The sequence below is a fragment of the Kitasatospora sp. NPDC058492 genome (assembly GCF_042720685.1).
Classification (GTDB): Bacteria; Actinomycetota; Actinomycetes; order Streptomycetales; family Streptomycetaceae; genus Kitasatospora.
Map to the genome: position 1 here is coordinate 1 of NZ_JBHXMU010000002.1, position 22607 is coordinate 22607.

General features: G+C 73.9%; 21 protein-coding genes. 7 read left to right on the forward strand and 14 right to left on the reverse strand.

The window, feature by feature from the left end:
• Positions 1 to 42: 42 nt before the first annotated feature.
• From ACFWPI_RS01580 to ACFWPI_RS01625, 10 genes are all read right to left on the reverse strand, one after another.
• On the reverse strand, positions 43 to 2703 hold the full coding sequence (locus ACFWPI_RS01580; RefSeq protein WP_380375292.1) for a TIM-barrel domain-containing protein: 2661 nt from the start codon (positions 2701 to 2703) through the stop codon (positions 43 to 45).
• A 146-nt stretch (positions 2704 to 2849) separates the two neighbouring features.
• Positions 2850 to 3698 carry a carbohydrate ABC transporter permease gene (locus ACFWPI_RS01585; RefSeq protein WP_380375353.1) on the reverse strand — a complete coding sequence of 283 codons (849 nt, stop codon included), beginning with the start codon at positions 3696 to 3698 and terminating at the stop codon, positions 2850 to 2852.
• Positions 3699 to 3742: 44 nt separating this feature from the next.
• A complete protein-coding gene (locus ACFWPI_RS01590; protein ID WP_363374460.1) occupies positions 3743 to 4672 on the reverse strand; it encodes a sugar ABC transporter permease in 930 nt (309 codons plus the stop codon).
• Between the two features lie 39 nt (positions 4673 to 4711).
• Positions 4712 to 5980 carry an extracellular solute-binding protein gene (locus tag ACFWPI_RS01595; protein ID WP_380375295.1) on the reverse strand — a complete coding sequence of 423 codons (1269 nt, stop codon included), beginning with the start codon at positions 5978 to 5980 and terminating at the stop codon, positions 4712 to 4714.
• A 217-nt stretch (positions 5981 to 6197) separates the two neighbouring features.
• Entirely contained in the window at positions 6198 to 6956 is a 759-nt protein-coding gene (locus ACFWPI_RS01600) for a DeoR/GlpR family DNA-binding transcription regulator (RefSeq protein WP_363374465.1), read from the reverse strand.
• A gap of 103 nt (positions 6957 to 7059) precedes the next feature.
• Positions 7060 to 7947 (reverse strand): SAM-dependent methyltransferase, encoded by an 888-nt coding sequence (locus ACFWPI_RS01605; protein ID WP_380375297.1) that lies wholly within the window; start codon positions 7945 to 7947, stop codon positions 7060 to 7062.
• Between the two features lie 205 nt (positions 7948 to 8152).
• Entirely contained in the window at positions 8153 to 8686 is a 534-nt protein-coding gene (locus tag ACFWPI_RS01610) for an EF-hand domain-containing protein (RefSeq protein ID WP_380375298.1), read from the reverse strand.
• A gap of 195 nt (positions 8687 to 8881) precedes the next feature.
• Entirely contained in the window at positions 8882 to 9640 is a 759-nt protein-coding gene (locus ACFWPI_RS01615) for an FAD:protein FMN transferase (protein ID WP_380375354.1), read from the reverse strand.
• Between the two features lie 30 nt (positions 9641 to 9670).
• A complete protein-coding gene (locus tag ACFWPI_RS01620) occupies positions 9671 to 10192 on the reverse strand; it encodes an FMN-binding protein (RefSeq protein WP_380375299.1) in 522 nt (173 codons plus the stop codon).
• Between the two features lie 79 nt (positions 10193 to 10271).
• Positions 10272 to 11627 (reverse strand): ferric reductase-like transmembrane domain-containing protein, encoded by a 1356-nt coding sequence (locus ACFWPI_RS01625; protein WP_380375301.1) that lies wholly within the window; start codon positions 11625 to 11627, stop codon positions 10272 to 10274.
• A 230-nt stretch (positions 11628 to 11857) separates the two neighbouring features.
• Between ACFWPI_RS01625 and ACFWPI_RS01630 the strand changes: the two genes are divergently transcribed.
• Together ACFWPI_RS01630 and ACFWPI_RS01635 are read left to right on the forward strand one after the other, a co-directional pair.
• The gene (locus ACFWPI_RS01630; RefSeq protein ID WP_380375303.1) at positions 11858 to 12586 is read left to right on the forward strand and encodes a response regulator transcription factor; all 729 of its coding nucleotides are present in this window, start codon (positions 11858 to 11860) and stop codon (positions 12584 to 12586) included.
• Entirely contained in the window at positions 12583 to 14085 is a 1503-nt protein-coding gene (locus tag ACFWPI_RS01635) for a sensor histidine kinase (protein WP_380375304.1), read from the forward strand. The genes ACFWPI_RS01630 and ACFWPI_RS01635 overlap by 4 nt, the downstream gene beginning before the upstream one ends.
• Here the strand turns inward: ACFWPI_RS01635 and ACFWPI_RS01640 are convergent.
• Positions 14063 to 15085, reverse strand: coding sequence for a GlxA family transcriptional regulator (locus ACFWPI_RS01640; protein WP_380375305.1), 1023 nt, complete (start codon positions 15083 to 15085; stop codon positions 14063 to 14065). The genes ACFWPI_RS01635 and ACFWPI_RS01640 overlap by 23 nt on opposite strands.
• Before the next feature lie 166 nt (positions 15086 to 15251).
• On the opposite strand from ACFWPI_RS01640, the gene ACFWPI_RS01645 reads away from it, so the two are divergent.
• Entirely contained in the window at positions 15252 to 15842 is a 591-nt protein-coding gene (locus ACFWPI_RS01645; RefSeq protein ID WP_380375306.1) for an isochorismatase family protein, read from the forward strand.
• A 51-nt stretch (positions 15843 to 15893) separates the two neighbouring features.
• Here ACFWPI_RS01645 and ACFWPI_RS01650 read toward each other — a convergent pair whose 3' ends face one another.
• Positions 15894 to 17852, reverse strand: coding sequence for a glycoside hydrolase family 5 protein (locus ACFWPI_RS01650; RefSeq protein ID WP_380375308.1), 1959 nt, complete (start codon positions 17850 to 17852; stop codon positions 15894 to 15896).
• 145 nt (positions 17853 to 17997) lie between these two features.
• Between ACFWPI_RS01650 and ACFWPI_RS01655 the strand changes: the two genes are divergently transcribed.
• The 3 genes from ACFWPI_RS01655 to ACFWPI_RS01665 are packed head-to-tail and all read left to right on the forward strand — an operon-like array spanning position 17998 to position 20244.
• Positions 17998 to 18522: a MarR family winged helix-turn-helix transcriptional regulator gene (locus tag ACFWPI_RS01655; RefSeq protein WP_380375309.1), complete on the forward strand. Its 525-nt coding sequence runs from the start codon at positions 17998 to 18000 to the stop codon at positions 18520 to 18522.
• The gene (locus ACFWPI_RS01660) at positions 18519 to 19388 is read left to right on the forward strand and encodes an ABC transporter ATP-binding protein (RefSeq protein WP_380375310.1); all 870 of its coding nucleotides are present in this window, start codon (positions 18519 to 18521) and stop codon (positions 19386 to 19388) included. Before ACFWPI_RS01655 ends, ACFWPI_RS01660 begins: the two co-directional genes overlap by 4 nt.
• Positions 19348 to 20244, forward strand: coding sequence for an ABC transporter permease (locus tag ACFWPI_RS01665; RefSeq protein ID WP_380375311.1), 897 nt, complete (start codon positions 19348 to 19350; stop codon positions 20242 to 20244). The genes ACFWPI_RS01660 and ACFWPI_RS01665 overlap by 41 nt, the downstream gene beginning before the upstream one ends.
• Positions 20245 to 20289: 45 nt before the next feature.
• On the opposite strand, the gene ACFWPI_RS01670 is transcribed toward ACFWPI_RS01665, so the two are convergent.
• Positions 20290 to 21060, reverse strand: coding sequence for an alpha/beta hydrolase (locus tag ACFWPI_RS01670; protein ID WP_380375313.1), 771 nt, complete (start codon positions 21058 to 21060; stop codon positions 20290 to 20292).
• Between the two features lie 200 nt (positions 21061 to 21260).
• On the opposite strand from ACFWPI_RS01670, the gene ACFWPI_RS01675 reads away from it, so the two are divergent.
• Entirely contained in the window at positions 21261 to 22082 is an 822-nt protein-coding gene (locus ACFWPI_RS01675; protein ID WP_380375314.1) for a hypothetical protein, read from the forward strand.
• 38 nt (positions 22083 to 22120) lie between these two features.
• Here the strand turns inward: ACFWPI_RS01675 and ACFWPI_RS01680 are convergent, their stop codons facing one another.
• Positions 22121 to 22474, reverse strand: a complete 354-nt coding sequence (locus tag ACFWPI_RS01680) for a DUF6401 family natural product biosynthesis protein (RefSeq protein ID WP_063350470.1) — start codon at positions 22472 to 22474, stop codon at positions 22121 to 22123.
• Between the last annotated feature and the right edge of the window lie 133 nt (positions 22475 to 22607).

Genomic DNA, 22607 nt, shown 5'->3' on the forward strand with positions numbered 1-22607 from the left:
CTCGCGAACCGCTGCGAGGGGGCCCTGCGGCGCTCCGGCCGGTCAGCGGCCGCCGTGGATCAGTTCGACGGAGAAGCCGTGGTCGGTGGAGACGGCAGGCGTTTTGACCTGCGTGACCCCGGTCGCGGCGTCGTGGTACCAGCCCGAGGCGGCCGAGTCGAGCGCCGCCGCCGAGTCCAGCCGGGGCAGCGGTCCGCCCTGCGTGACGACCAGGCGCGGGGCGGGCTTGCCGTGCACGGTGAAGCGGTACCCCCGCTCGGTCGGCTTGCCGGTGTAACTCCCCACGCTGGCACCGACCTTGACGACGGTGACCGGCCCGTGGGCGCGGACGTCCACCCGCTGGGTGGCCGAGGCGCCGGCGGCGAAGCCGCGGGTGACGCCGTCGTCCTCGTACAGGGTGTAGGAGGAGTCGCCCTGCGGGTAGAGGTCGTAGTCGAGCCGGGTGCGGTCCCGGTTCTCCCAGGACAGCGTGCCCTCGGGCCACATCGGCACGATCGAGCCGCCCTTGACGAACAGCGGCAGGGTGTCCAGCGGCGCGGAGTAGCCGTTGATCGTGGTGGGGCCCTGGTAGGTGCGCCCGGTCCAGTAGTCGGTCCAGGTGCCCTTGGGCAGGTAGATGCCGTCGCGCACCGAGGTGTCGGAGTAGACCGGTGCGACGAGGAAGTCCGGCCCGGCCAGGAACTCGTACTTGGCGTTCGGGCCGAGGGCCGCCGGGTCGTCCGGGTACTCCAGGGCGAGCGGGCGCACCGCGCCGATGCCCGTCCTGGTGGCCTCCGCCGACAGCGTGTACATGTACGGCAGCAGCCGCTCCTTCAGCTGGAGGTACTTGCGGTTGATCGAGGTGTACGGCTCGCCGTCCAGCCAGGGCTGCTGGTCGCGCTGCTCCTTGCCGGCCATGTCCTTGGCCCAGCCGTCCATGGTCATGATGGCCGGGAGGAAGGACTTCCACTGGAGGTCGCGGGTGTACATCTTCGGGTCGCGCCGGTAGATGGAGCCGACGTCGCCGGTGTTGTAGGCGATGCCGGACATGGTGGCGCCGGCGTAGGTGGGGATCTGCCAGCGGATGTAGTCCCAGGACAGGCTCTGGTCGCCGCTCCACAGGACGCCGCAGCGCTGGGCGCCGGCCCAGGAGACGGGCAGCCAGACGAAGCCGCGGGCGTCGCTGCCGTCCTCGATGCCGGCCTTGGCCTGGTCGCAGGCGTTCAGCGCGAAGTCGTAGCCGTTGCCGACCCAGGCGACGTCGAGCTTGCGCACCAGGGCGCCGGCCTTGACCTCGGCGGCCTGGTCGGGCAGGCCGTTCTGGGTCCAGAGTCCGAGCTGGGCGTGGTTCTTGCGCAGGCCCTCGCCGGTCTGGGCGAGGTTCTCGTAGCCGCAGCCGTAGCCGTCGTTGACGAGCATCCAGCCGAGCGGCATCTGGTTCTGCACGTAGCCGTCGGCGACCTTGAGCGCGTCGGTGGTGTGGCGTTCGCCGCGGTTGGCGTTGTGCAGGTAGCAGTCGGAGTCGCCGGGCTCCAGGCCGTAGACGGGCGGCATGAAGGGCTTGCCGACCAGGGCGGTGTACTTGCCGATCACCGACTTGACGTCACCGGTGAAGTAGTAGGCGTCCAGGCGCCGTTCCTGCTGTCCGGTGCGCACGGGCGAGCCGAAGTCGTAGCTGCCCGGGGCGAAGGTGTTGCGGAAGACGCCGTAGCCGGCGGTGGAGATGTAGAACGGCTGCGAGTTGTTGTAGCCGCCCTCGTTCCAGTTGGTGCTGTTGGCGACGTGGACGGTCTTGTCCCGGTGGGAGAAGGAGCCGTTCTGCTCGCCGCCGCCGAAGAACTGCTCGTCGGCGCCGCGGACCAGGCTCTGCCGCAGCCCGCTGGTGGACCAGCGCAGCGGGGCGTCCTCCTGCCAGACGGCGGTGCGGTTGTCGGCCTTGTACAGGCCGAACCTCAGGGGGTGCTTGTAGACCCGCAGCACCTGGTCCTTGGAGCGGATGCCGTAGTAGTCGCCGGCGTCGAACGACGAGGTGCCGCGCTGGAGTTCGGGCTGCTTGCGGATGATGGTGCTGCCGGCCGGGTCGGTGAGCACGCCGTCCGGGGCGGCGCGCAGCCGCAGCTGGTCGTCGGCGAGGAAGTCGACCTTGGCCTTGAGGGTGCCGGCGGCGATGTCGTAGCTGCCCTGGCCGCCGGAGAAGGAGGTGAGGTTTCCCGCGTCGGCGGTCTGCGGCAGGTAGGCGCGGCCGGTGAAGGAGCCGCCGTGCACGTCGTAGGGGACGACCAGGACGTGGTAGGTGCCCGAGGCCTTCGGGATGACGGTCGCCTCGGGGTTGGCGGTGCCCGCGCTCTCGGCGACCTCCTTGCCGTTGGCGTCGTAGATGTAGAGGTCGAAGTCGTCGGTGGGGTTCTGCCACTGGATCGAGAGCGGGACGCCGCCCTCGGGGTTGTCGTCCCAGTAGCCGGCGGGCGCGTCGACGGTCAGGTCGAAGCGGCCGCAGACGGTGCCGTCCGGGTCCTGGGCGGCGGACGGGCAGGAGGCGGCGCCGCCGAGGGTGCCCTTGGCGTACGTGGGGCTCTGCCAGGTGGTGCTCTGGTGGCTGCCGTCGAGGACGGCGGAGCCGGGGGTGGCGGCGCGGGCCGGCAGGGCGGGCCCGGCGATGGCGGCGATGCTGGTGAGGGCCACGGTGAGGGCGGCCCGGCGGAGGCGAGGTCGTACCAAGCGCACGGTGTGTTCTCCCGTCGGATGAGCAAGAGATGTTCACTTACTGCGCGAAGCTGCTTGAACATGGGGGAATACAAGCAACATTCACAGTTATGGCCGGTCCATGTCAATGGCAGAGTCGCCGTTCTCGACACCCCGGACGGCCGGGGCTACTTCACCGATCCGGCGGTCAGGCCGGAGACCACGTGGCGCTCGATGACGGCGAACAGCACCACGACCGGCACGATCGCGACCACCGATCCGGCGAACAGGTAGTTCCACTCCACGGTGTAGTTGCCGATGAAGCCGTTGATGCCGACGGTCAGCGGCTGGCTCTCCGGGGCCGTCGACAGGGTCAGGCCCATCACGAACTCGTTCCAGGCGGAGATGAAGGTGAAGATCACCGCGGTGACCACGCCGGGCATGGCCAGCGGCAGCACCACCCGGCGCAGCGCCCCGAGCCGGCCGAGGCCGTCGAGCAGCGCGGCCTCCTCCAACTCGACCGGGATCGAGCCGATGTAGGCGGTGAGGATCCAGACGGCGAAGGCCAGGTTGAAGGCGGCGTTGCAGAGGATCAGCGTCCAGACCGAGTTGAGCATGTCCAGCTGGTAGAACTCGCGGTAGAGGCCCACCAGCAGCGAGGTCGGCTGGAACATCTGGGTGACCAGGACGAGCAGCAGGAAGAGCTTGCGGCCCCGGTACCTGAACCGCGCGGTGCAGTACGCGGCGGGCAGCGCGACCAGCAGCGCCAGCACGGTGGAGCCGCCGGCGACCAGCAGGGTGACCTTGAGGTTGGCGCCGAGCGTCGACTCGCGCCAGACGTCGACGAAGTTGGACCAGGCGGGGTGGTGCGGCAGGTAGCCCGCGTCGCGCAGCTCGTCGGCGGGGCGCAGCGCGGTGACGGCCATCTCCAGGTACGGGAGCAGGAAGACCGCCGCCAGCAGCCAGGCGGCCGCCGCCATGACCAGGGTGCGCGGCCGTATCCGAGCCCGGATCCGCGGCTCGGTCTGCGGCCGGATCCGGCGCGCGGGCGGGCGTGGCCGGCGCGTGGGCGGGCGGGCCGTCAACGCTCCTCCCCGTTCCAGCGGCCGACCTTGAGGAAGACGAGCACCATCAGCACCACCAGGGCGAAGTTGACCACCGACATGGCCGCGGACTCGCCGATGTCGGTGTTCTTCAGCTGGTACATGAACACCGTGCTGGTGGCCGTGGCGCTGCCGGGGCCGCCCTGGGTCATGCCCCAGATGACGGGGAAGGAGTTGAAGACGTTGATCAGATTGATCACGAGGCCGACCAGGAAGGCCGGGCGCAGCAGCGGCAGGGTGATCCTCCGGTAGGCCTGCCACGGGGAGGCGCCGTCCACCCGGGCCGCCTCGTACAGCTCGCCGGGGACGGTCTGCAGGCCGGCGAGCAGGGTGTAGGTGGTGAACGGCAGCGAGACGAAGACGGCGACGAGGACCATCCAGGGCCAGGCGGTCGACGGGTCGCCGAGCCAGTCCCGGGGGCCGTCGACCAGGCCGAGGTCGGTCAGCGCGGTGTTGAGCACGCCGGCCGTCCGGTCGAGCATCCACCGGAAGCCGATGGCGGTCATCAGGACGGACGCGGCCCAGGGGGCGATCAGGGCCCAGCGGGCGAACCTGCGCCCGGGGAAGCGCTGGTTGAACAGCTGGGCCAGGCCGAGCGAGAGCGCCATCGTCAGGCCGACGACGGCCACCGTCCAGACCACCGTCGAGAGCAGCACCCGGCCGAGGTCGGCCTCGCCGAAGAGCTTGCGGTACTTGTCCAGCCCGGCGGAGCCGCGGACGAATCCGCTGGTGCTGATGCGCAGGAACGAGGTGCGGACCATCTCGTAGACGGGCCACAGGACGACGGCCAGGATCAGCAGGACGGCCGGGGCGATCCACGGCAGCGGTCCGAGCCGGCCGGGGCCGGAGCCCGTCCGGGCGGGCCGGCCGGGCCCGGAGGCCTGGGGGGTGGGGGAGTCGAGGGACACGGCGGTGCCTTTCGGACGGGGCGCGGGCCAGGGCGTGCCCTACTTGTTCGCGACGGCGTCCCGGGCCTTCTTCTGCAGGTCGCCGAGCACCTTGGCCGGGTCGCCGGCGACGGCGGTGCCGATGTTCTTCTTGAGCTCGGCCGAGACCGCGTCCCAGGTGGTGTTGCCGAGCGGGTAGAAGGCGGCGTTCGGCAGGAGGGCGAAGAACGGTTCGAGGTCCTTGTGCTTGCCGCTGGCGGTCATCTCGCGCAGGGTGCCCTGGGTGACCGGCATCAGGTTGTAGGTCTCGTCGAAGGCGAGCGTGTTGTCCTTGGAGTACGCGAAGTCGAGGAACTTCCTGATCTGGTCGCGGTGGCCGTTCTTCTTGAAGGCCATCGTCCAGTCCGCGACGCCGAGGGTGGAGGCGAGCGGGCCCGTCCTGCCGGGGACGGGCGCGACGCCGTAGTCGACCTTGCCGTCCTTGGACATCTGGATCAGCGAGGGGTGGCCGTCGGCCATGGCGGCCTTGCCCGCGGCGAAGTCGGCGAAGGCGGTCTTGCGGTCGGTGGTGGCCGGGTTGGCGTAGGTCAGGCCGGTGTCGACGAGGTTGGTCTTGAGCCAGCGGAAGGTGTCGACGTTGGCCTGGCTGTCGATGGCGTACGTGCCGTCCTTGGCGGTGGGGCCGCCGCCGTTGCCGAGCTCCCAGATCATGCTCTCGCCCTGGGCCTCCTCCGGGCCGAGCGGCAGTGCGTAGGGGGTGACCCCGGGCGCCTTGGCCTTGATCAGTTCGGCGTCCTTGCGCACCTCGTCCCAGGTGGTGGGCGGCTGGGTGATGCCGGCCTGCTGGAAGACGGCCTTGTTGTAGAAGAGGGCGCGGGCGGAGGAGACGAACGGGATGCCGTACTGCACGCCGTCGACCCGGCCGGCGTCGGCGAAGCTCGGGATCAGGTCGGCCCGGGTGCCGGCGGACAGGACGTCCTCGGCCTTGTAGAGGAGGTCGTCGGCGACCTTGTCGGCGTAGCCCCCGGTCTGCAGGACGTCGGGGACGTTGCCGCTCTGGATCATCGTCTTGACCTGCTTGTCGATGTCGTTCCAGTTCATCACCTGGACGTCGACCTTGATGCCGGGGTTGGCCGCGGTGAACGCGGTGGCGACGCCGTTCCAGTAGGCCTTGGAGCTGTTGGACTCCTTCTCGCCGTAGTCGGCGGCGACGAGTTTGAGCGTCACGGCGCCGTTCGGGGAGGACCCGCCACTGCTGCCGCCGCACGCCGTGAGGGCGAGCGCGCCGACGGCACAGACCGCCCAGAGGGCACGTACACGTGTGTTCACCGCAGTTACCGCCTTCGTACGCCGCTTGATCCTAGTTGCTTGAAGAGCGCTGGTTCTGAGCAGATTCGAAAGAGCGTGGCGTCGGGCAGTATTCACGAGGCGGACCGGCGGGGTCGAGGTGTCGCCCGGATGTCGTTATCGGACCGTTGCATGACAACTGACGGTGCGGCAGAGAGCCCGGCCGGTTCTCCCCGGCCGGGCACCCCGTGTGAACAGGTCAGACGCGTGCGACCCGGACCCCGCAGGCGGCGATCGCCTTCTCCTGCGCGGCGGTGGCCTCGTCGTCGGTGACGAGGTCGTGCACCTCGGCGAGCGGGCAGATCTTGGCGAAGGTCACCCGGCCGATCTTGGTGCTGTCCGCCAGGACCACCGACCGCGCGCTGGCGTGCAGGAACGCGCGGTCGGTCTGGGCCTCCATCTCGTCGTGCGTGGTGCAGCCCTCCTGCGCCGTCAGGCCGTCCACCCCGATGAACGCGAGGTCCAGGTGGTACTGGGCGAGCATCCGGTCGGCGGCCGGCCCCACCAGCTCGTAACTCGTGGTCCGGGCCAGGCCGCCGACCACCACCAGGCGGACGTCCGGCCGGACGATGAGGTCCGCCGCGATGTTGACCGCGTTGGTCACGATGGTGATCCCGCCGCGCTCGGCCAGCACCCGGGCCAGCTCGCTCGTCGTCGTGCCGCCCGTCAGGCCCACCACGGCGCCGTCCGGCACCAGCCGGTCGGCCGCCAGCGCTATCCGCCGCTTCTCGGCCTGCCGCGTCCCGTGCTTGTGGCGCAGCGGCAGTTCGAGGTTGACGGCACCGGTGACCGCCCCGCCACGGGTGCGGTGCAGCAGGCCCTGCTCGTGCAGTTCCTGGAGGTCCCGGCGGACGGTGGCCGGTGACACCTGGAGGAGACCGGCCAGCTCGTGCACATCGGCGCTGCCCGCCTCGGTGATGTGGGCGAGGATCCGGGCGGTACGGTCGGCTTTGAGCATGGCCGAAGTCTAGGGCGTGTCCGTTGGATCACGCCGGGCCCGTGGGGCGGCGGACTGTGCGCAGAACCGCGCAAGCCGCTCCGGGCGGCCCGGAGCGGGGGCGTCACCGGGTGGCGAAGACCCAGCGGTCGGCGGCGAAGGCGTCGTGGGGTTCGGGCCGGGGGCCGCGGCCGTAGTGGCGGGTGAAGTCGAACGGGGTGTGGACGGTGGTGGACCAGCCGCGCGCGGTGAGATCGGCGGTGGTGTCGGGGCGCGGCCCGGCGTCGAACAGGGCGAGCAGGTCGACGCCGAGCCGCTCGCGGGCGGTCGTGTAGACGGGGTTGTCGCGGACCGCCGCGGACTCCGGTCCGAGCCTGGCCTCGTACGCCAAGGTGCTGCCGGCGGCGCCGAGTCGGTCGACGGCGGCCGCGAGCCGCTGTTCGGCGGCGGCGGGCAGATAGGGCAGCAGGCCCTCGGCGAGCCAGGCGGTCGGCTCGGCGGGCTGGAAGCCGGCCGCGGTGAGGGCGTCGGCCCAGTCGCCGCGCAGGTCGGCGGCCACCGGCACGCGGCGCGCCGCCGACCGGGCGTCGAGCCGGTCGAGGACGCGCTGCTTGAACGCGAGGACCTCGGGCCGGTCGACCTCGAAGACGGCGAGGTCGGCGGGCCAGTCGAGCCGGAAGGCCCGGGTGTCCAGGCCGGCGCCGAGCAGGACCACCTGGCGGACGCCCAGGTGGGCGGACCACAGCAGCTGGTCGTCCAACGCCCTTGTCCGCAGGGCGAAGTAGCGGCCGAGCCGACCCCAGAGCGGATCGGCCTCGCCGTCCGGGACGTCCCGGGGGTGGACCGGCCAGTGCGCGGAGGACCGGGCGGCGCGGACGAAGTGCTCGGCGTGGGCGTCCCGGGCGAGGGCGTCGGGGCGGTGGGTCTCGATCGCGCGGGCGGCGGCGACCATCAGGGCGGTCGGTCCGACGCCCTCGTCGACGCCGGCACGGGGGCGGGCGGCGGTGGCCATGGTCCCTCCTGGTGTTCGGACTTCGGGAAGCCGCGACCAGGTCCTGTCCGGCAGGATCGGCCGGACAGGCTGGACGGCGGACCGGTCGTGGGTGGTGGCGCGGGCGCCGTGGGCCCGGTGCGTGGAGCGCGGGACGGCGCCGCCGGGCAGGCGCGGGGCGGCGGCGCCGTCGCTCAGCCGATCCGGGGGGCGTGCCCCGGGGAGATCAGGCGGCCGGTTGGCCCACCAGCAGGTCGCCGGGGATGCCGGCCTTGTCCGGGGCGTAGTAGTCGCGGATCCCGGCGGCCCAGACGGCCACCGTGATGCGGTCCTCGGGGGTGGGGCCGAAGGCGTCGAAGAGGGCGTGGATGTTGGCGTGCTCGAAGCCGATCGCGGTCATCAGCGCCACGAACAGCGGGCGCTCGATCAGGCCGTCGCCGTCCGGGTCGCCGAGCGCGGACAGGGCGTCGGCGAACTCGCCGGCGGCGGGGCCGAAGCGCTCGGGCGAGAGGACGAAGCCGCCGAACTCCTCGCGGCTGATCACGCCGTCGCCGTTGGTGTCCAACTCGCTGACCAGGGTGGTCCAGTAGCGCCGGAAGGCGGCGCGGATCGCGGCCTTCGCGGCCTCGTCCGAATCGGCGGCGGCCGCGACCACGCGGGCCGTCATCAGGTTGAAGTCGTCGACCTCGACGACGCCGTTGCGGTTGGCGTCGAACAGGGAGAAGACGAGGTCGATCCGCCGGGTGGCCTCGGTGGGCATGTGTCGCTACCTCTTTCCGTGGGTTCACGCGTGTCCGTGGGTCCACGCGTTCCGGTGGGACCGGATGGTGTGCGTCCGATCGGTCTCCCCACTATCGGCCACCCGGGTCGGGGCGGATGAGTCATGATCGAGTTCTTCACCTGATGGAGTGAACTATCAGCGTTCGAAAGCCAGTTGGCGCGCAAACGGCCCTGCTCAGGCCGCCGGGGCGGCCGGCCGCCAGTCGGCGGGGCCGGTGGGCGGGAGGTGCCGGGGCAGGCCGGGTGTCCAGCGCTTGGTCCCGTCGGGCAGGACGGCGAGGGCCTCGACGCCGGGCTGCCGGGCGACCCAGGCGAGCGCGCGGTCGGGGCCCATCGCGAAGGCGGCGGTGGCCCAGGCGTCGGTGCGGGCGATCCCGGTGCCGGGGGCGCCGACCAGGGTCAGCGAGGCGAGGCCGGACGCCGGCCGGCCGGTGTGCGGATCGAGGATGTGCGCGCCGCGCTCGGCGGTGCCGGAGGTGGCCACCGCGAGGCCGTCGCCGCCCAGCACGGCGGCCAGCGCGCCCGGCCGCAGCGGGTGGGCGACCCCGATCCGCCACGGGCCGCCGGCGGTCTGCACGTCCCCGCCGCCGCTGACGCAGTACTGCCGGGCCCCGGCGGCGGCCAGCAGCCCGGCCGCCTCCTCGACCGCCCACCCCTTGACCCAGCCGCTCGGGTCGAGCCGGCCGCCGGGCCGCTCGGTGAAGAAGCCGTCGGTCTGCGCGGCGACCTCGCGGCAGGCCGCCAGGACGACGCGGACCTGCGGATCGCAGTCGGCGAGGGCGAGTTCGCCCCGGTCGAGGCGGCTGATGTCGCTGTCCGGCCGGTAGGGCGAGAACACCGCGTCGATCCGGTGCAGCCGGTCGGCGATCCGGCGGAGCGCGGCGGGCGTGTCCGGGCCGGGATCGCGGACGGCGATCGAGAAGACGGTGCCCATGACGGGTTCGGCGTGGCGGAGCACCGCGCCTCACCGCCCGGCGCGGTCGAGCGCGCTCTGCAGGGAGCGGACGTAGCCGTCGCTGGTGAAGGTCGCGCCGCTGACCACGTCGATCCCGGCGCTCTGTGCGGCGATCGCCTCCTGGTTGAGCAGGGGCAGCGCGGAGCTGTTGATCTCGCGGTCCCGGCGGTCCTCGGTGGGGTACTTGACGACGTCGACGGCGGTGATCCGGCTGCCGGCGAGGGTGACCTCGACCTGGACGGGGCCGTAACGGGTGTTCACGGCGTCGCCGGTGACCTTCCGGGTGCCGCCGGCGCCGGCGGCACCGGCGGCCGGTGCGCTGGGGGAGCCCGACGGCGCAGCGGTGGCGTCGGAGGCCCCGGCGGCGGTGCCGGACGAGCCCGTGGTGCCGGACGAACCCGTGGCGCCGGACGAGCCCGCGCCGCCGGAGCTGATCACCGGCGCGGGCCCGGCGGCCCCGTGCGGTTTGAGGGAGAGCAGCAGGACGACTCCGGCCGCGGTGGCGGCACCGGTGACGACGGCTCGGCGCATGGGCGGGGCTCCTCGGGGGTGTGGCGGAGGTGGCGTGGTGGGACGGGCTGAGCAGGTCCGGCGGGCTCGGCGAGCGGGCTCAGAAGTCGAAGGACTCCCGGTGGATGCGCCCCGCCCGCACCCCGGCGGCCCGCAGCGAACGGACGGCCTCCTCGGCCAGCGCGTCCGGCCCGCACAGGTAGACCTCGTGCTCGGCGAGGTCGGGGACGAGCCGGGCGAGCGCGCGGCCGAGGTCGCCGATCCGCGCCCGCGGGCCGACCAGTTCGTGCACCGCGGCGCCCCGCCGCCGGGCCACCTCCGCCAGCTCGGCCCGGAACAGCACGTCCTCCGGGCGCCCGGCCCGCTGGACCAGGGTCAGTTCGCCCGGCAGCGTCTCGAACAGCGCCCGCAGCGGGGTGATCCCCACCCCCGCCCCGAGCAGCAGCACCCGGCGCCGCCGTTGCAGCCGCCCGGTGAACGCCCCGTACGGGCCCTCGGCGCGCACCGGGGTACCCGGGCGCAGCGCGGCCACCGCGGCGCTGTGCCCGCCGAGATCCTTGACGGTGAAGCGCAGGAAGTCCGGGCGCGGCGGCGCGGACAGCGAGTACGGGTTGGCGGCCCACCGCAGGCCGGGCGCCTGGAACTGGAGGCGGAAGAACTGGCCCGGCTCGGCCCGGAGTTCGTCCAGCCGCCGACCGGTCAGGAACAGCGACACCACGCCCGGCCCCTCCCGCCGGACCTCCGCCACCCGCAGCCGGTGCCGGCGGTCGAGCAGCCAGGGCCGGGCCAGCCGGTACCAGCCCAGCAGGGCGGCGGTGCCGAGGTAGAGCGCGTACCAGGCGGCGCGGGCCGGGCCGTCGCCGAGGTCGGCGCCGGTGGCCAGCTGGTGGCCGAAGGCGAGCGCCACCGCGAGGTAGGTGGCCAGGTGCAGGTAGTACCAGGCCTCGTACGGGAGGCGGCGCCGGGCGGCCCGGGCGGAGACGGCGCCGGTGCCCAGCATCAGCAGGGTGCCCAGCGCGGCCTTGAGCATCTCGGGGTAGTGGAGGACGATCTCCACGCCCTCGCCGAACAGGCCGCGCCCGTCCGTCAGCGCGTACCCCCAGACGACCGACAGCACGTGCACCGTCACCACGGCGACCAGCCAGCGCCCGCCGAACGCGTGCCAGCGGGCCAGCCGGTCGGCGCCGACCCCGCGCTCCACCGGCGGCAGCCGGGCCATCAGCAGGAGCAGCACCGGCGCCGTGTACCCGGCGAGCAGGCCGGTGATCCGGCCTGCCCCGGTCAGCCAGCCGGCCGCGCCGGCGACCGCCGGGGTGTCGGACCACCACAGCGCGAGGACGCCGAGCGCCCCGGCGGCGATCAGGCCCAGCACCGCGTCCGGCCGGGCGGCGGCCGGGCGGCGCGGGGCCGCCCGGCGGGTGCGGGCGGCGGGTCTCGGCGGGGCGGCGGTGGCCATCGGGGATCCTCCTTCGGGCCCGGCGGGCGAGCACCGCCGGGGCGCACCACGATCGCACCGGAACCTCTGAGCCGGCTCTGAACCGGTGCCGCCGCCCCCGTCGCCCCCGGCGGTTTCGCCGCAGGTCAGGGCGGGTGGAGCGGGCTCCCCGGGCGACTGCCGGTCTCAGGGCTTTCTCATCGCGGTGGGCCAGGATGAAGGCGGCCGACCACCTGCACCCAGGGAGCACCATGGACGACACCGCCGAGCGGGGCGCCGACCGGCAGGACTGGCGGGTCCTGGTCGTCGACGACGAACCGGACCTGGTGGAGGTGGTCTGCGGCGCGGTCCGCTACGAGGGCTGGCAGGCACGGGGCGAGACCACCGGTCTGGCCGCCGTCCGGGCGGCGGCGCACTGGCGCCCGGACGCCGTCGTGCTCGACATGATGCTGCCCGACCTCGACGGCATGGAGGTGCTGCGCCGCATCCACGCCGAGCGGCCCGAGGTGCGGGTGCTCTTCCTCACCGCCCGGGACGCCGTCGAGGACCGGATCGCGGGCATCGCGGCGGGCGGCGACGACTACGTGACCAAGCCGTTCAGCCTGGCCGAGGTGGTGGTCCGGCTGCGCGGGCTGCTGCGCCGGGCCGCCCCGCCGGGGGTCGCGGGGCAGCCGCCCGCACACGCCCTGGTGCTCGGCGACCTCGTCCTCGACGAGCGGGCCCGTGAGGTCACCCGGGCCGGCGAGGTGGTCGACCTCAGCCCGACCGAGTACGCGCTGCTCGCCCACCTGATGCACCACCCGCGGCAGGTGCTCAGCAAGGCGCAGATCCTGGACGCCGTCTGGTCGTACGACTTCGGCGGGCAGGCGCACGTCGTCGAGCTGTACATCAGCTATCTGCGCAAGAAGCTGGACGCGGGCCGGACGCCGATGATCCACACGGTGCGCGGCGCCGGGTACCTGATCAAGGCGGCCCCGTGACCGGCCGGCCCACGACGGACGGCCTGGTCACGGGCGCCGCCAGGGCGCGCCGCCGAGCCGCCCGGCTGGTGCCGCGGACGCTGCGGGCCCGGCTGATCGCCGGCCTGCTGGTGCTGCTGGTGGTGACCTGCGCCGCGGTCGGCCTCGCCACCACGGCGGCGCTGCGCCACTTCCTGGTGGACCGCCTGGACCAGCAGCTCGCCGACGCCGGCGGGCGCTACGCCGCCAGCCTGGAGCACGCCGGCCAGGGCGGCGGCACCGACACCCGGGCGCAGACCCCCGGCACCCTGGGCGCCCGGCTGCTGGACGGCCGGGTCACCGCGGCGGGCGTGGTCGACGGGGACGCCGACGACGCCAACGGCCCCAGCGCCGACGACCGGCTGGTGTTCTCGCCGGCCGAGCAGCGGGCCCTCGCCGCCCTGCCGGTCGGCGGGCCGGCCCGCACCGTCGACCTGGGCCGCGCGCAGGGCCACTACCGGGTGCGCGCGGTGGCCGGCCGGGACGGCGACGTGCTGGTCAGCGGACTGCCGCTGCGCCCGGCCGAGGACACCGTGGACCGGCTGGCGACCCTGGAGCTGACCGTCTTCGCGATCGCCGTCGCCGGGGCGGGGGCGGCCGGGGCGGTCTGGGTCGGCTGGTCGCTGCGTCCGCTGCGGCGGGTGGTGGGCACGGCCGAGCGGGTCGCCGCGCTGCCGCTCGCCAGCGGCGCCGTCACGCTGGCCGAACGCGTCCCGGACGACGATCCGCGGACGGAGGTCGGCCGGGTCGGCGCGGCGCTCAACCGGATGCTCGGGCACGTGGGCGACGCGCTGGCCCGCCGGCACGCGGTGGAGGAGCGGTTGCGGGCGTTCGCGGCCGACGCCAGCCACGAGCTGCGTACCCCCGTGGCGGCGGTCCGAGGCCACGCCGAACTCGCGCTGCGCCACCCGGGCGCGGTGCCCGGGCCGGTCCGGCACTCGCTGGAGCGGATCGACGCGGAGGCGGTGCGGATGGGCGCGATCGTCGAGGACCTGCTGCTGCTCGCCCGGCTGGACGCGGGCCGGCCGCTGGCCGACGCGGAGGTCGACCTGACCCGGATCGCGCTGAACGCGGTGGCCGACGCCCGGGCTGCCGGGCCCGGGCACCGCTGGCGCCTGGCGCTGCCCGAGGAGCCGGTGCTGGTGCGCGGGGACGCGGACCGGCTCAGCCAGGTGGTGGTCAACCTGCTGGCGAACGCCCGGACCCACACCCCGCCCGGCACCGAGGTCGAGCTGAGTCTGGAGCCGGCCGGGGCGGAGGTGCGGCTGGCCGTCGCCGACGACGGCCCGGGGATCGCGCCGGAGCTGGCGGGCCGGATGTTCGAGCGGTTCGTCCGGGGGGACCGCGCGCGCTCGCGTTCGACCGGGTCGACGGGGCTCGGCCTGTCGATCGTGCGGGCGGTGGTCCGGGCGCACGGCGGCACGGTGGACGCGGCGAGCCGGCCGGGGCGCACCGTGTTCACCGTCCGGCTGCCGCTCTGACCGGGGGCGCGGGACTGGTGGTGCGGAAGCGGTGGCGGTACTCGGTCGGGGTGGTGTCGAGCCGGCGGCGGAAGGCCCGGACCAGGGTGTCGGTGGTGCCGAACCCGCAGTCGGCGGCGACGCGTTCGAGCGTGGCATCGGTGGATTCGAGCTGGTGGCGGGCGAGTTCGACCCGGGCCGACTCGATGTAGGCGCTGGGTGTGGTGCCCAGTTCGGTCTTGAAGATCCGGGTCAACTGCCTTTCGCTGACGTGGGCGTGGGCGGCGAGGTCGGGGACGGTGAGCCGGCCGGTGAGGTTGCGCAGGACGTGGTGGCGCAGCTCCTCGACCCGCCGGGTGGTGGAGACGGGTTCCAGCGGGACGCTGAACTGGCTCTGGCCGCTGGGGCGTTTGAGGTACATCACGAGCTGGCGGGCGACCCTCAGCGCGAGCTCCTCGCCGAAGTCCTCGGCGACCAGGGCGAGGGAGAGGTCGAGGCAGGCGCTGATGCCCGCGCCGGTCCAGACGTCGCCCTCGCGGATGAAGATCGGGTCGGCGTCCACCTCGATCTCCGGGTACTCGGCGGCCAGTTGCGCGGCGGTCGACCAGTGGGTGGTGGCGCGCTTGCCGTCGAGGAGGCCGGCGGCGGCGAGCAGGTGCGCGCCGACGCAGACCGAGGCGATGCGGCGCGAGCGCCCGGCGAGGGTGCGCACCCGGTCGACCACGGCCGGGTCGGTGCGCGGGTGGACCAGGCGCGGGCCGTCCACCTCGACGGCGCCGGGCACCAGCAGGGTGTCGATGGCGCTCGCGGCGGCCTCGTCGAAGGTGAGGTCGGGCAGGATCCGCACGCCGGCGGCGGTGGTGACCGGGTCCGTGGTCGCGGCGGCGAGGACGACGCGGTAGCCGGTCGCGTCGTCGGTCTCCCGCCGGACGAGGGAGAACACCTCGGGCGGTCCGGTGACGTCGAGCAGGTCGACGCCCTCGAACAGGACGATGACGATCAGTCGTTGTACGGCGCCCACGGCCCCACCTGCGCTCTCTTCGTGCTCTCTCGATGTCGGAATCTGCAGGTTAGACGGCATTGCCGACATCCGGTGGCCGGTCGTAGCGTTCCAGGGGCCGGGCCGCCGCGGCCGTCGCAGCCGCCGCCCGCCCTTACCCGTGTACCGAACCGAAGGTGGTCCCCTCATGCCCACGACGACCCTGCGCGCCCTGAACGGCTTCGACGAGACGCCCGCCACGCTCGCCGCGTCCACGCTGATCCTGATCGACTACCAGAACACCTACGTGCGCGGCGTGATGGAGCTGGAGGGCTGGCGGGAGGCGCTCGACGCGGCCGCTGCCCTGCTCGCCCGGGCGCGCGCGGCGGGCGCCACGGTCATCCACGTGATCAACGACGGCGGCGCGGGCACCCCGTACGACGTCCGTGCCGAGATCGGGCAGATCCACCCCGCCGTGGCGCCGGTCGAGGGCGAGGCCGTGGTCGTCAAGCAGGCCCCGGACGCCTTCGTCGGCACCGGCCTGGGAACCCTGCTCGACGAGGCCGGCCACCAGGACGTGGTGGTCGCCGGCTTCATGACCCACATGTGCGTGGCCTTCACCACCGCGGGCGCCTTCCTGCGCGGCAACCGGCCGACCGTCGTCGCCGACGCCTGCGCGACCCGCCCGCTCGCCTCGGCGGGCACCCGGGTGACCGCCGCCCAGCTGCACCGCAGCGCCCTGGCGACGATCGGCGACCTGTACGGCGTGGTCGTGGAGTCCCAGGCCGCGCTGAGCTGAACCGTTCCCGTCGGGGCCCGGCCCGCCGGCCGGGCCCCCACAGCGGCGGTGTCAGGCCAGTGGACGGCAGAGCAGCGCGTCCGGGACGCCGGCGTGCAGCCAGCGCCAGGTGAAGGCGACCCCCGCGACGTACTCGTTCGAGGCGCACTGTCCCTTGTAGGCCCCGGGCGCCCAGTCGCTGGCCGCCGAGTCGGCGCCGGTGGCGGCCGGGGGCCGGTTGTCGCCGTGGTCGAACCAGAGCACCCGGTCGGCCGCGGCGGGCGGCGCGGCCGCGGCCGGGGCGCAGAGCAGGGCGGCCATCGCGTCGGCGCGGACGCTGTAGCCGACCGCGAACCGGCCGTCCGGGCACTGGAGTTTGTTGTAGCCGGGCGCCCAGTCGCCGCCGGTGACGTAGCGCTCGTCCGTGACGGTCGTCCAGGCGTCCGGCCCGGTGGCGGGCTGCCCGGCGTCGGTGCACAGGCCGCGGCCGTCACCGCGGCCGAGGCCGATCAGGCGCTGGCCGTCCGGGCAGTTCCCCTTGCGGTTGCCGCTGCTCCAGTCGGGCAGGGCCAGCATCCGCCGGGAGGCGTTCTGGTCGGCGTGGTCGAGGTCGAGCAGGTTCCAGCGGGCGGCGGCCGGCACCGGGCCGGTGTACCCGGGGGCGGCGACCAGCCGGTTCCAGTCCGCGGCGCGCCAGTCGCCCGGGTCCTCGACGCTCAGCCGCCGGCCGGCCCGGTCGTAGTGGAGGAGCGCCCAACTGTCCTGCGGTACACCGTCGTTGTGCCACCCGACCAGCGGCCAGACGGCGAAGTCGGTGTCGTGTTCGGCCAGGATCGCGGTGAAGCGGTCGAACCAGGCCTGCTCCTTGGCGTCGGTCGGGCCCCGCCCGCCCGCGCCGAACTCGCTGATCCAGACCGGGGCGGTGAAGTGCTGCCCGGCGCGGGTGACGAAGAGCGCCTCCTCGTCGACCACGGCAGCGAGTTGACTGGGCGTCAAGTCCTGGTAGCGGGGATCGCCGGTGGCGCCCGGACCGCTGCCCGCGCCGGTGTTGGCCGAGCCGGTGTACCCGTAGAAGTGCGCCGAGTAGACCAGTTTGCCCGAGTCGATCAGGGTGTGGGAGAGCGTGGCCACCGGCTTGAGCATCGGACGGCCGTGCGGCAGGCCCGCCAGCGGGACGCCCTGCCAGTTGATGCCCTCCATGATGATCAGCAGGTCGGGGTCGGCCTGGAGGATCCGGTTGCCCGCCTCCTCGAAGGCGGCGTACGCGTCGTGGCCGTCGCCCAGGCCCCAGTTGGGGTCGTCCCAGGTGTCGCGGCGGACCTCGTTGCGCAGGTCGGCGCCGACCACGCGCTTGTTGGCCCGGTACCGGTCCACCATGAACAGCCAGTCCTGCTCCCACGTCTCGGTGGACTGGCCGCTGTTCCACCGCTCGTTGCCGTCCAGGCCGCAGCAGAACCGGTACCCGGTGGTGTGGTTGTTGAGGATCACCGCGAACCCGTCGGCGGTGAGCGCCGCCACCACCGCGTCGTACACCTGCAGCGGGGTGCTGCCGCGCAGCCCGGGGTTGGCGGCGACGGCGGCGTCCGGGACGGCGGCGGTGTCCCGGATCATCGCGTCCGCGAACGGCAGTCGGACGCTGTTGAGCCCGAGGCTGTGGAAGCCCGCCGTGATCTCGGACAGCGGCGCCCGGTCGAGGCCGAGCGGCAGGTTGTACGAGACCTGGCCGGCCTGGTTGTTCGCCGGATCGGTGGTCGAGCCGCTGCCCTGCCACGTGCCCTGCGCGCCGGACCAGTTGCCGGACTTCAGCTTGAACCGGTCGCCCGACGCGTCGACGACGTACCGCCCCCGGGTGCTGAGCGGCCCCGCCCAGGAGGCCGCCAACTGCGCGCCGCTGAGCGGCACCGGGGCGGCGGTGGTGGCGCTTTCGGTGGCGATGACCGGGGCGGCGGTAGCGGCAGTGGCCGCCGGCACAACGAGCAACGCGGACAGCGCCGTTGCCGCGGACAGCACGCGGAGCGCGAGTCTTCTCATGAGGGTTCCCAGCGGTGAGGGTGGGTGGGTGTCCGTACACGGTCACCCGGGATCCTGGCACAGCCACGCCCCGCCCGGCAGTCCTCCGGTCCACCCCGTCCGCCCTCTGGACGAATATCTCTCACTGAGAGCTAAAATCGGAGGTATGAGTGCGACACCGGAAACGCTCACCCCCGCACCGGCCGTCGACCTTCCGACGACCTCCGATCCCGACGTGGCCGACGAACTCTCCGCCCTGCTGGTCGGCATCCAGCGCCTGGTCCGCCGCCGGCTGCGGCAGGGACTCACCGAGCCGAGGCTGCGCGGGGCCCAGATCGAACTGCTCCGCCTGGTGATGGACACCCCCGGGCTGCGGGTGTCCGACGCGGCCGAGGAGCTGTGCCTCGCCGGAAACTCGGTCTCCACCCTGGTCAACCAGCTGGTCGCGTTGCGGCTGCTGCGCCGCGAGGTGGACCCGGCCGACCGCCGGGCGGCTCTGCTGTACGCCACCGACGAGGCCGTCGAACGCCTCGCGGTCTGGCGGGCCCGGCGCGCCGCGCTGGTGGGGGAGGTGGTGGCCGGGCTGCCCGCCGACTCCCGGGCGGCCCTGGCCGCCGCGGTGCCCGCGCTGCGCGAGGTGGCGACGGGCCTGCGCACCCGACCGGGCGAGCCGGGGGAGGAGGAGCGATGACGTTCCCGGAGAACGGCGGTGACGAGGCGGTCGTCTGCCGCGGCCTGGAGTACACCTTCCACCACGGGCGCGGGAAGGGCAGCAGCACCAAGGCCGTCGACGGTGTCGACCTGACCGTGCGCACCGGCGAGGTGTTCGGCCTGCTCGGTCCCAACGGCGCGGGCAAGACCACCACGATCCGGGCAATCACCACCCTGCTCCCGGTCCGCGCCGGCATGGTGCGGGTCTTCGGCCACGACCCCGCCCGGCAGCGGATGGACGTCCGCCGGCTGCTCGGCTACGTGCCGCAGCAGCTCTCCGCGGACGGCGGGCTGACCGGTCGGGAGAACGTCGCGCTGTTCGCCCGCGTCTTCGACGTGCCGCACGGCGAGCGCCGCGAGCGGGTCGCCCAGGCGCTGGCCGCCGTCGGCCTCGCCGAGGCGGCCGACCGGATGGCCGGCACCTACTCCGGCGGCATGGTCCGCCGGCTGGAGCTCGCCCAGGCCCTGGTCAGCGCCCCGCGCCTGCTGGTGATGGACGAGCCCACCATCGGCCTGGACCCGATCGCCCGCACCGGCGTCTGGGAGTGCGTCGAGGCGGTCCGCCAGGCCACCGGGATGACGGTGCTGGTCACCACCCACTACATGGACGAGGCCGACCGCTACTGCGACCGGATCGCCCTGATGGACCGCGGCCGGATCCGCGCGCTCGGCACCACCGAGGAGCTGAAGACCGTGGTCCGCGCGCAGGATCCGCAGCTCGCCGACCCCAGTCTGGACGACGTGTTCCGCCACTTCGCGGGCCGCGAGCTGGCCCCCGGCGAGGCCCCGGAAGGAGAGTTCAGCGATGTCCGCCGTACCCGCCGCACCGCCTCCCGCGTCGGCTGAGCCCCCGGGCCCCGCCGCCACTGCCGCCGCGACCGCGACCGCCGCCCGGCCCGACCTCGGACTGCTGCTGGTCCCCCCGCGTGCCCGCACCGGCTGGCGGCTGGTGCCCGCCCGGACGCTGGCGATGTGCACCGTCGAGCTGCAGAAGCTGCGCCACGACCGCACCGAGCTCTACACCCGGGCCGTGCAGCCCGCGCTGTGGCTGCTGATCTTCGGGGAGACCTTCACCCGGCTCAAGGCCATCCCCACCGGCGGCATCCCCTACCTGGACTTCCTGGCCCCCGGGATCATCGCCCAGTCCGCCATGTTCATCGCGATCTTCTACGGCATCATGATCATCTGGGAGCGGGACTCCGGGGTGCTCACCAAGCTGCTGGTCACCCCCACCCCGCGCGCGGCGCTGGTGACCGGCAAGGCCTTCGCCGCCGGGGTGAAGGCGGTGATCCAGGCCGTCGTCGTGGTGGTGATCGCCGCCCTGCTCGGAGTCGCGATGACCTGGAACCCGCTGCGGCTGCTCGGGGTCGTGGTCGCCGTGCTGCTCGGCTCGGCGTTCTTCTCCTGCCTCTCGATGACCATCGCCGGCATCGTGCTCACCCGTGACCGCCTGATGGGCATCGGCCAGGCGATCACCATGCCGCTCTTCTTCGGCTCCAACGCCCTCTACCCGGTGGACCTGATGCCGGGCTGGCTCCAGGTGGTCAGCCGGGCCAACCCGCTCAGCTACCAGGTCGACGCCCTGCGCGGCCTGCTGATCGGCACCCGCGCCCACCTCCCGCTCGACTTCGCCGTCCTGACCGTGGCCACCGTGCTCGGCATCACCGCGGCCTCCGCGCTCCTCGGCCGCCTGGCCCGCTGACGCCCGCGCCGCTGCGCCGCCGCGCGGCCGCCGGCCCGTGCGGGGTCAGCCGCGCGGCTGGCGGGGCAGGGCGAGGGTGAGGGCCTCGGGGGAGGCGGGCGGAAGGGCGAGGGCGGAGACGGTCTCGGCGGGGAGCGGGCGCAGGCCGAGCAGGGCGGTGGCCAGGCGGGTGGTGGCCCGGTGCCAGTCGGGGATGCGCTGGAGCATGGCGTGGCCGCTGCCGGTGACGGTGTAGCCGCAGACGCGGGCGCCGGCGGCCCGGCTGCGGGCGGCGAAGGCCCGGGTCTCGGCGGGCGGGGTGACCTTGTCGCGGTCGCCGTGCAGCAGCAGCACGTCCCGTCCGGCCAGTTGCTCGCACGGGTCCTCGGCCGGGCACCAGGGGGCGAGGGCGACCAGGCCGGTGACGGCCGGGTGGCCGCCGGCCCGCAGGGCCGCGCGCCCGCCCATCGAGTGCCCGATCAGGACGGTCGGCACCTCGCCCAGTTCCCGGGCCAGCTCGTCGAGGGCGGCGAGGGCGTCCAGCGCGGCGTCGGCGCGCTGCCCGTTCCAGCCCCGGTGGCGGTAGCGGACGGTGCCGACGGCCACGTCGGCGCCGGCGGTGTCCTTGGCGAGGGAGCGCAGGAAGCCGTGCATCCGCAGCAGCGGCAGGTTGACCGGGCCGGGCCGGGCGAGGTTGTGCTCCTCGCCGCCGTGCAGCACCAGGACGGCGGCGCGCGGCGCCTCGGGCCGCACCCGCCAGCGCAGTGCCGGGTGCCCGGCGGTGCTGCCGGCCGTGCTGCCGGTCGTCGTGCCGCCGTCCACCCTGTCGCTGCTCACACCCGCACCGTCCTGTCCCGTCCCGCCCCCGTCCCGTGCCCTTGAACATCACTTTACGCGGGGCGTCTACGGGCCCGTTTCACCCGGGGGGAGCAGCCCGGGGACCAGGCGCGCGCGGGCCGGGCGGGGTGCTGCTATCCACGAAGGGTGGGGGGCCGCACGCGCCGCTCGTGGCGCCGTGTCACCGAGTGGAGGACTCCGTGGCTCAGCAGCTCGCACTCTCCGTGGACTTCGGATCGGGTTTCACCGACGCCTGGTCCAAGATCGCGAAATTCGTCCCGCAGTTCATCGCCTTCCTGGCGATCCTGGTCATCGGCTGGATCGTGGCGAAGGCGATCGCCAAGGTCCTGGACCGCGTGCTGCGCAAGGTCGGCTCGGAGCGGGTCGCCGAGCGGGCCGGGATGGCCCGCCACCTGAGCGGGTCGAACTACGACATGACCGGCATCATCTGCAAGATCGTCTACTACGCGATCCTGCTGATGGTGCTGCAGCTGGCGTTCGGCGTCTTCGGCCCGAACCCGATCAGCGTGATGATCCACAGCATCGTCGCCTGGCTGCCCCGGGGCATCGTGGCGGTCGCGATCGTGGTGGTCGCGATGGCCATCGCCAACGGCGTCCGCGACATCGTGCGCAACGCGCTCGCCGGCGCCTCGTACGGCCGGACGGTCGCCACGATCGTCTGGGCGTTCATCGTCGCGCTGGGCGTGATCGCGGCGCTCGGCCAGGCCGGGATCGCCACCGCGATCACCGGACCGGTGCTGATCGCGGTGCTCGCCACGATCGCCGGTGTGCTGGTGGTGGGTGTCGGCGGCGGCCTGATCCTGCCGATGCGCCAGCGCTGGGAGCGCTGGCTGGACCACGCCGAGCAGGAGAGCGCCAAACTGCGCGGCAGCGCCTACCAGGCGGGCCGGGCGGACGTGCTGGCCAACCAGCCGGCCCGGCCGACCACCCAGGCCGCTCCGGGCACCACCCCGCCGCCGCCCGGCATCGACCCGGGCCGCCCGGGTGACCAGCCGAGCTAGGGCGGGCGTGTCCTGGGTCGTGGCGACCCGCAGCGGGTTCAGGCCCGCAGCAGGCCCTGCTCGCGCACCAGCCAGCAGATCGCGGTCAGCCGGTGCACCGCGTAGTCGTACCCCACCGGTTCCCGCCAGCCGATCTCGGTGAGCGCGTCCAGGAAGCCGAGCGCGTAGTCCGACAGTTCCTCACGGTCCAGGGGCCGGGGCGCCAGCTCCGGCCCCTGCGCGTACAGCAGCTCGCGCAGCATCGCGACGTGCTGGTCGACCATCGCGACGAAGCCGGGCTCGAAGGCGAACTCGGACAGCCGGGGCGTGAACGCGGCGACGATGCCGGGCAGCGGGCAGCCGGCCGGATCGTCGGGGGAGCGCCGGAAGGACTCGTCGGGGGTGGCGAACATCCGTCCACCGTAGGCGAGCGGGTCGGCCGGACCGGCGGCTCGTGACGGTTCCGTGCTGAGACCTTGGCCACCTTCGGGAGCTTCGGCGGCTTGGCCGGTTCTCTGCACCGATCCACGGGTGGTCTGTACCAGA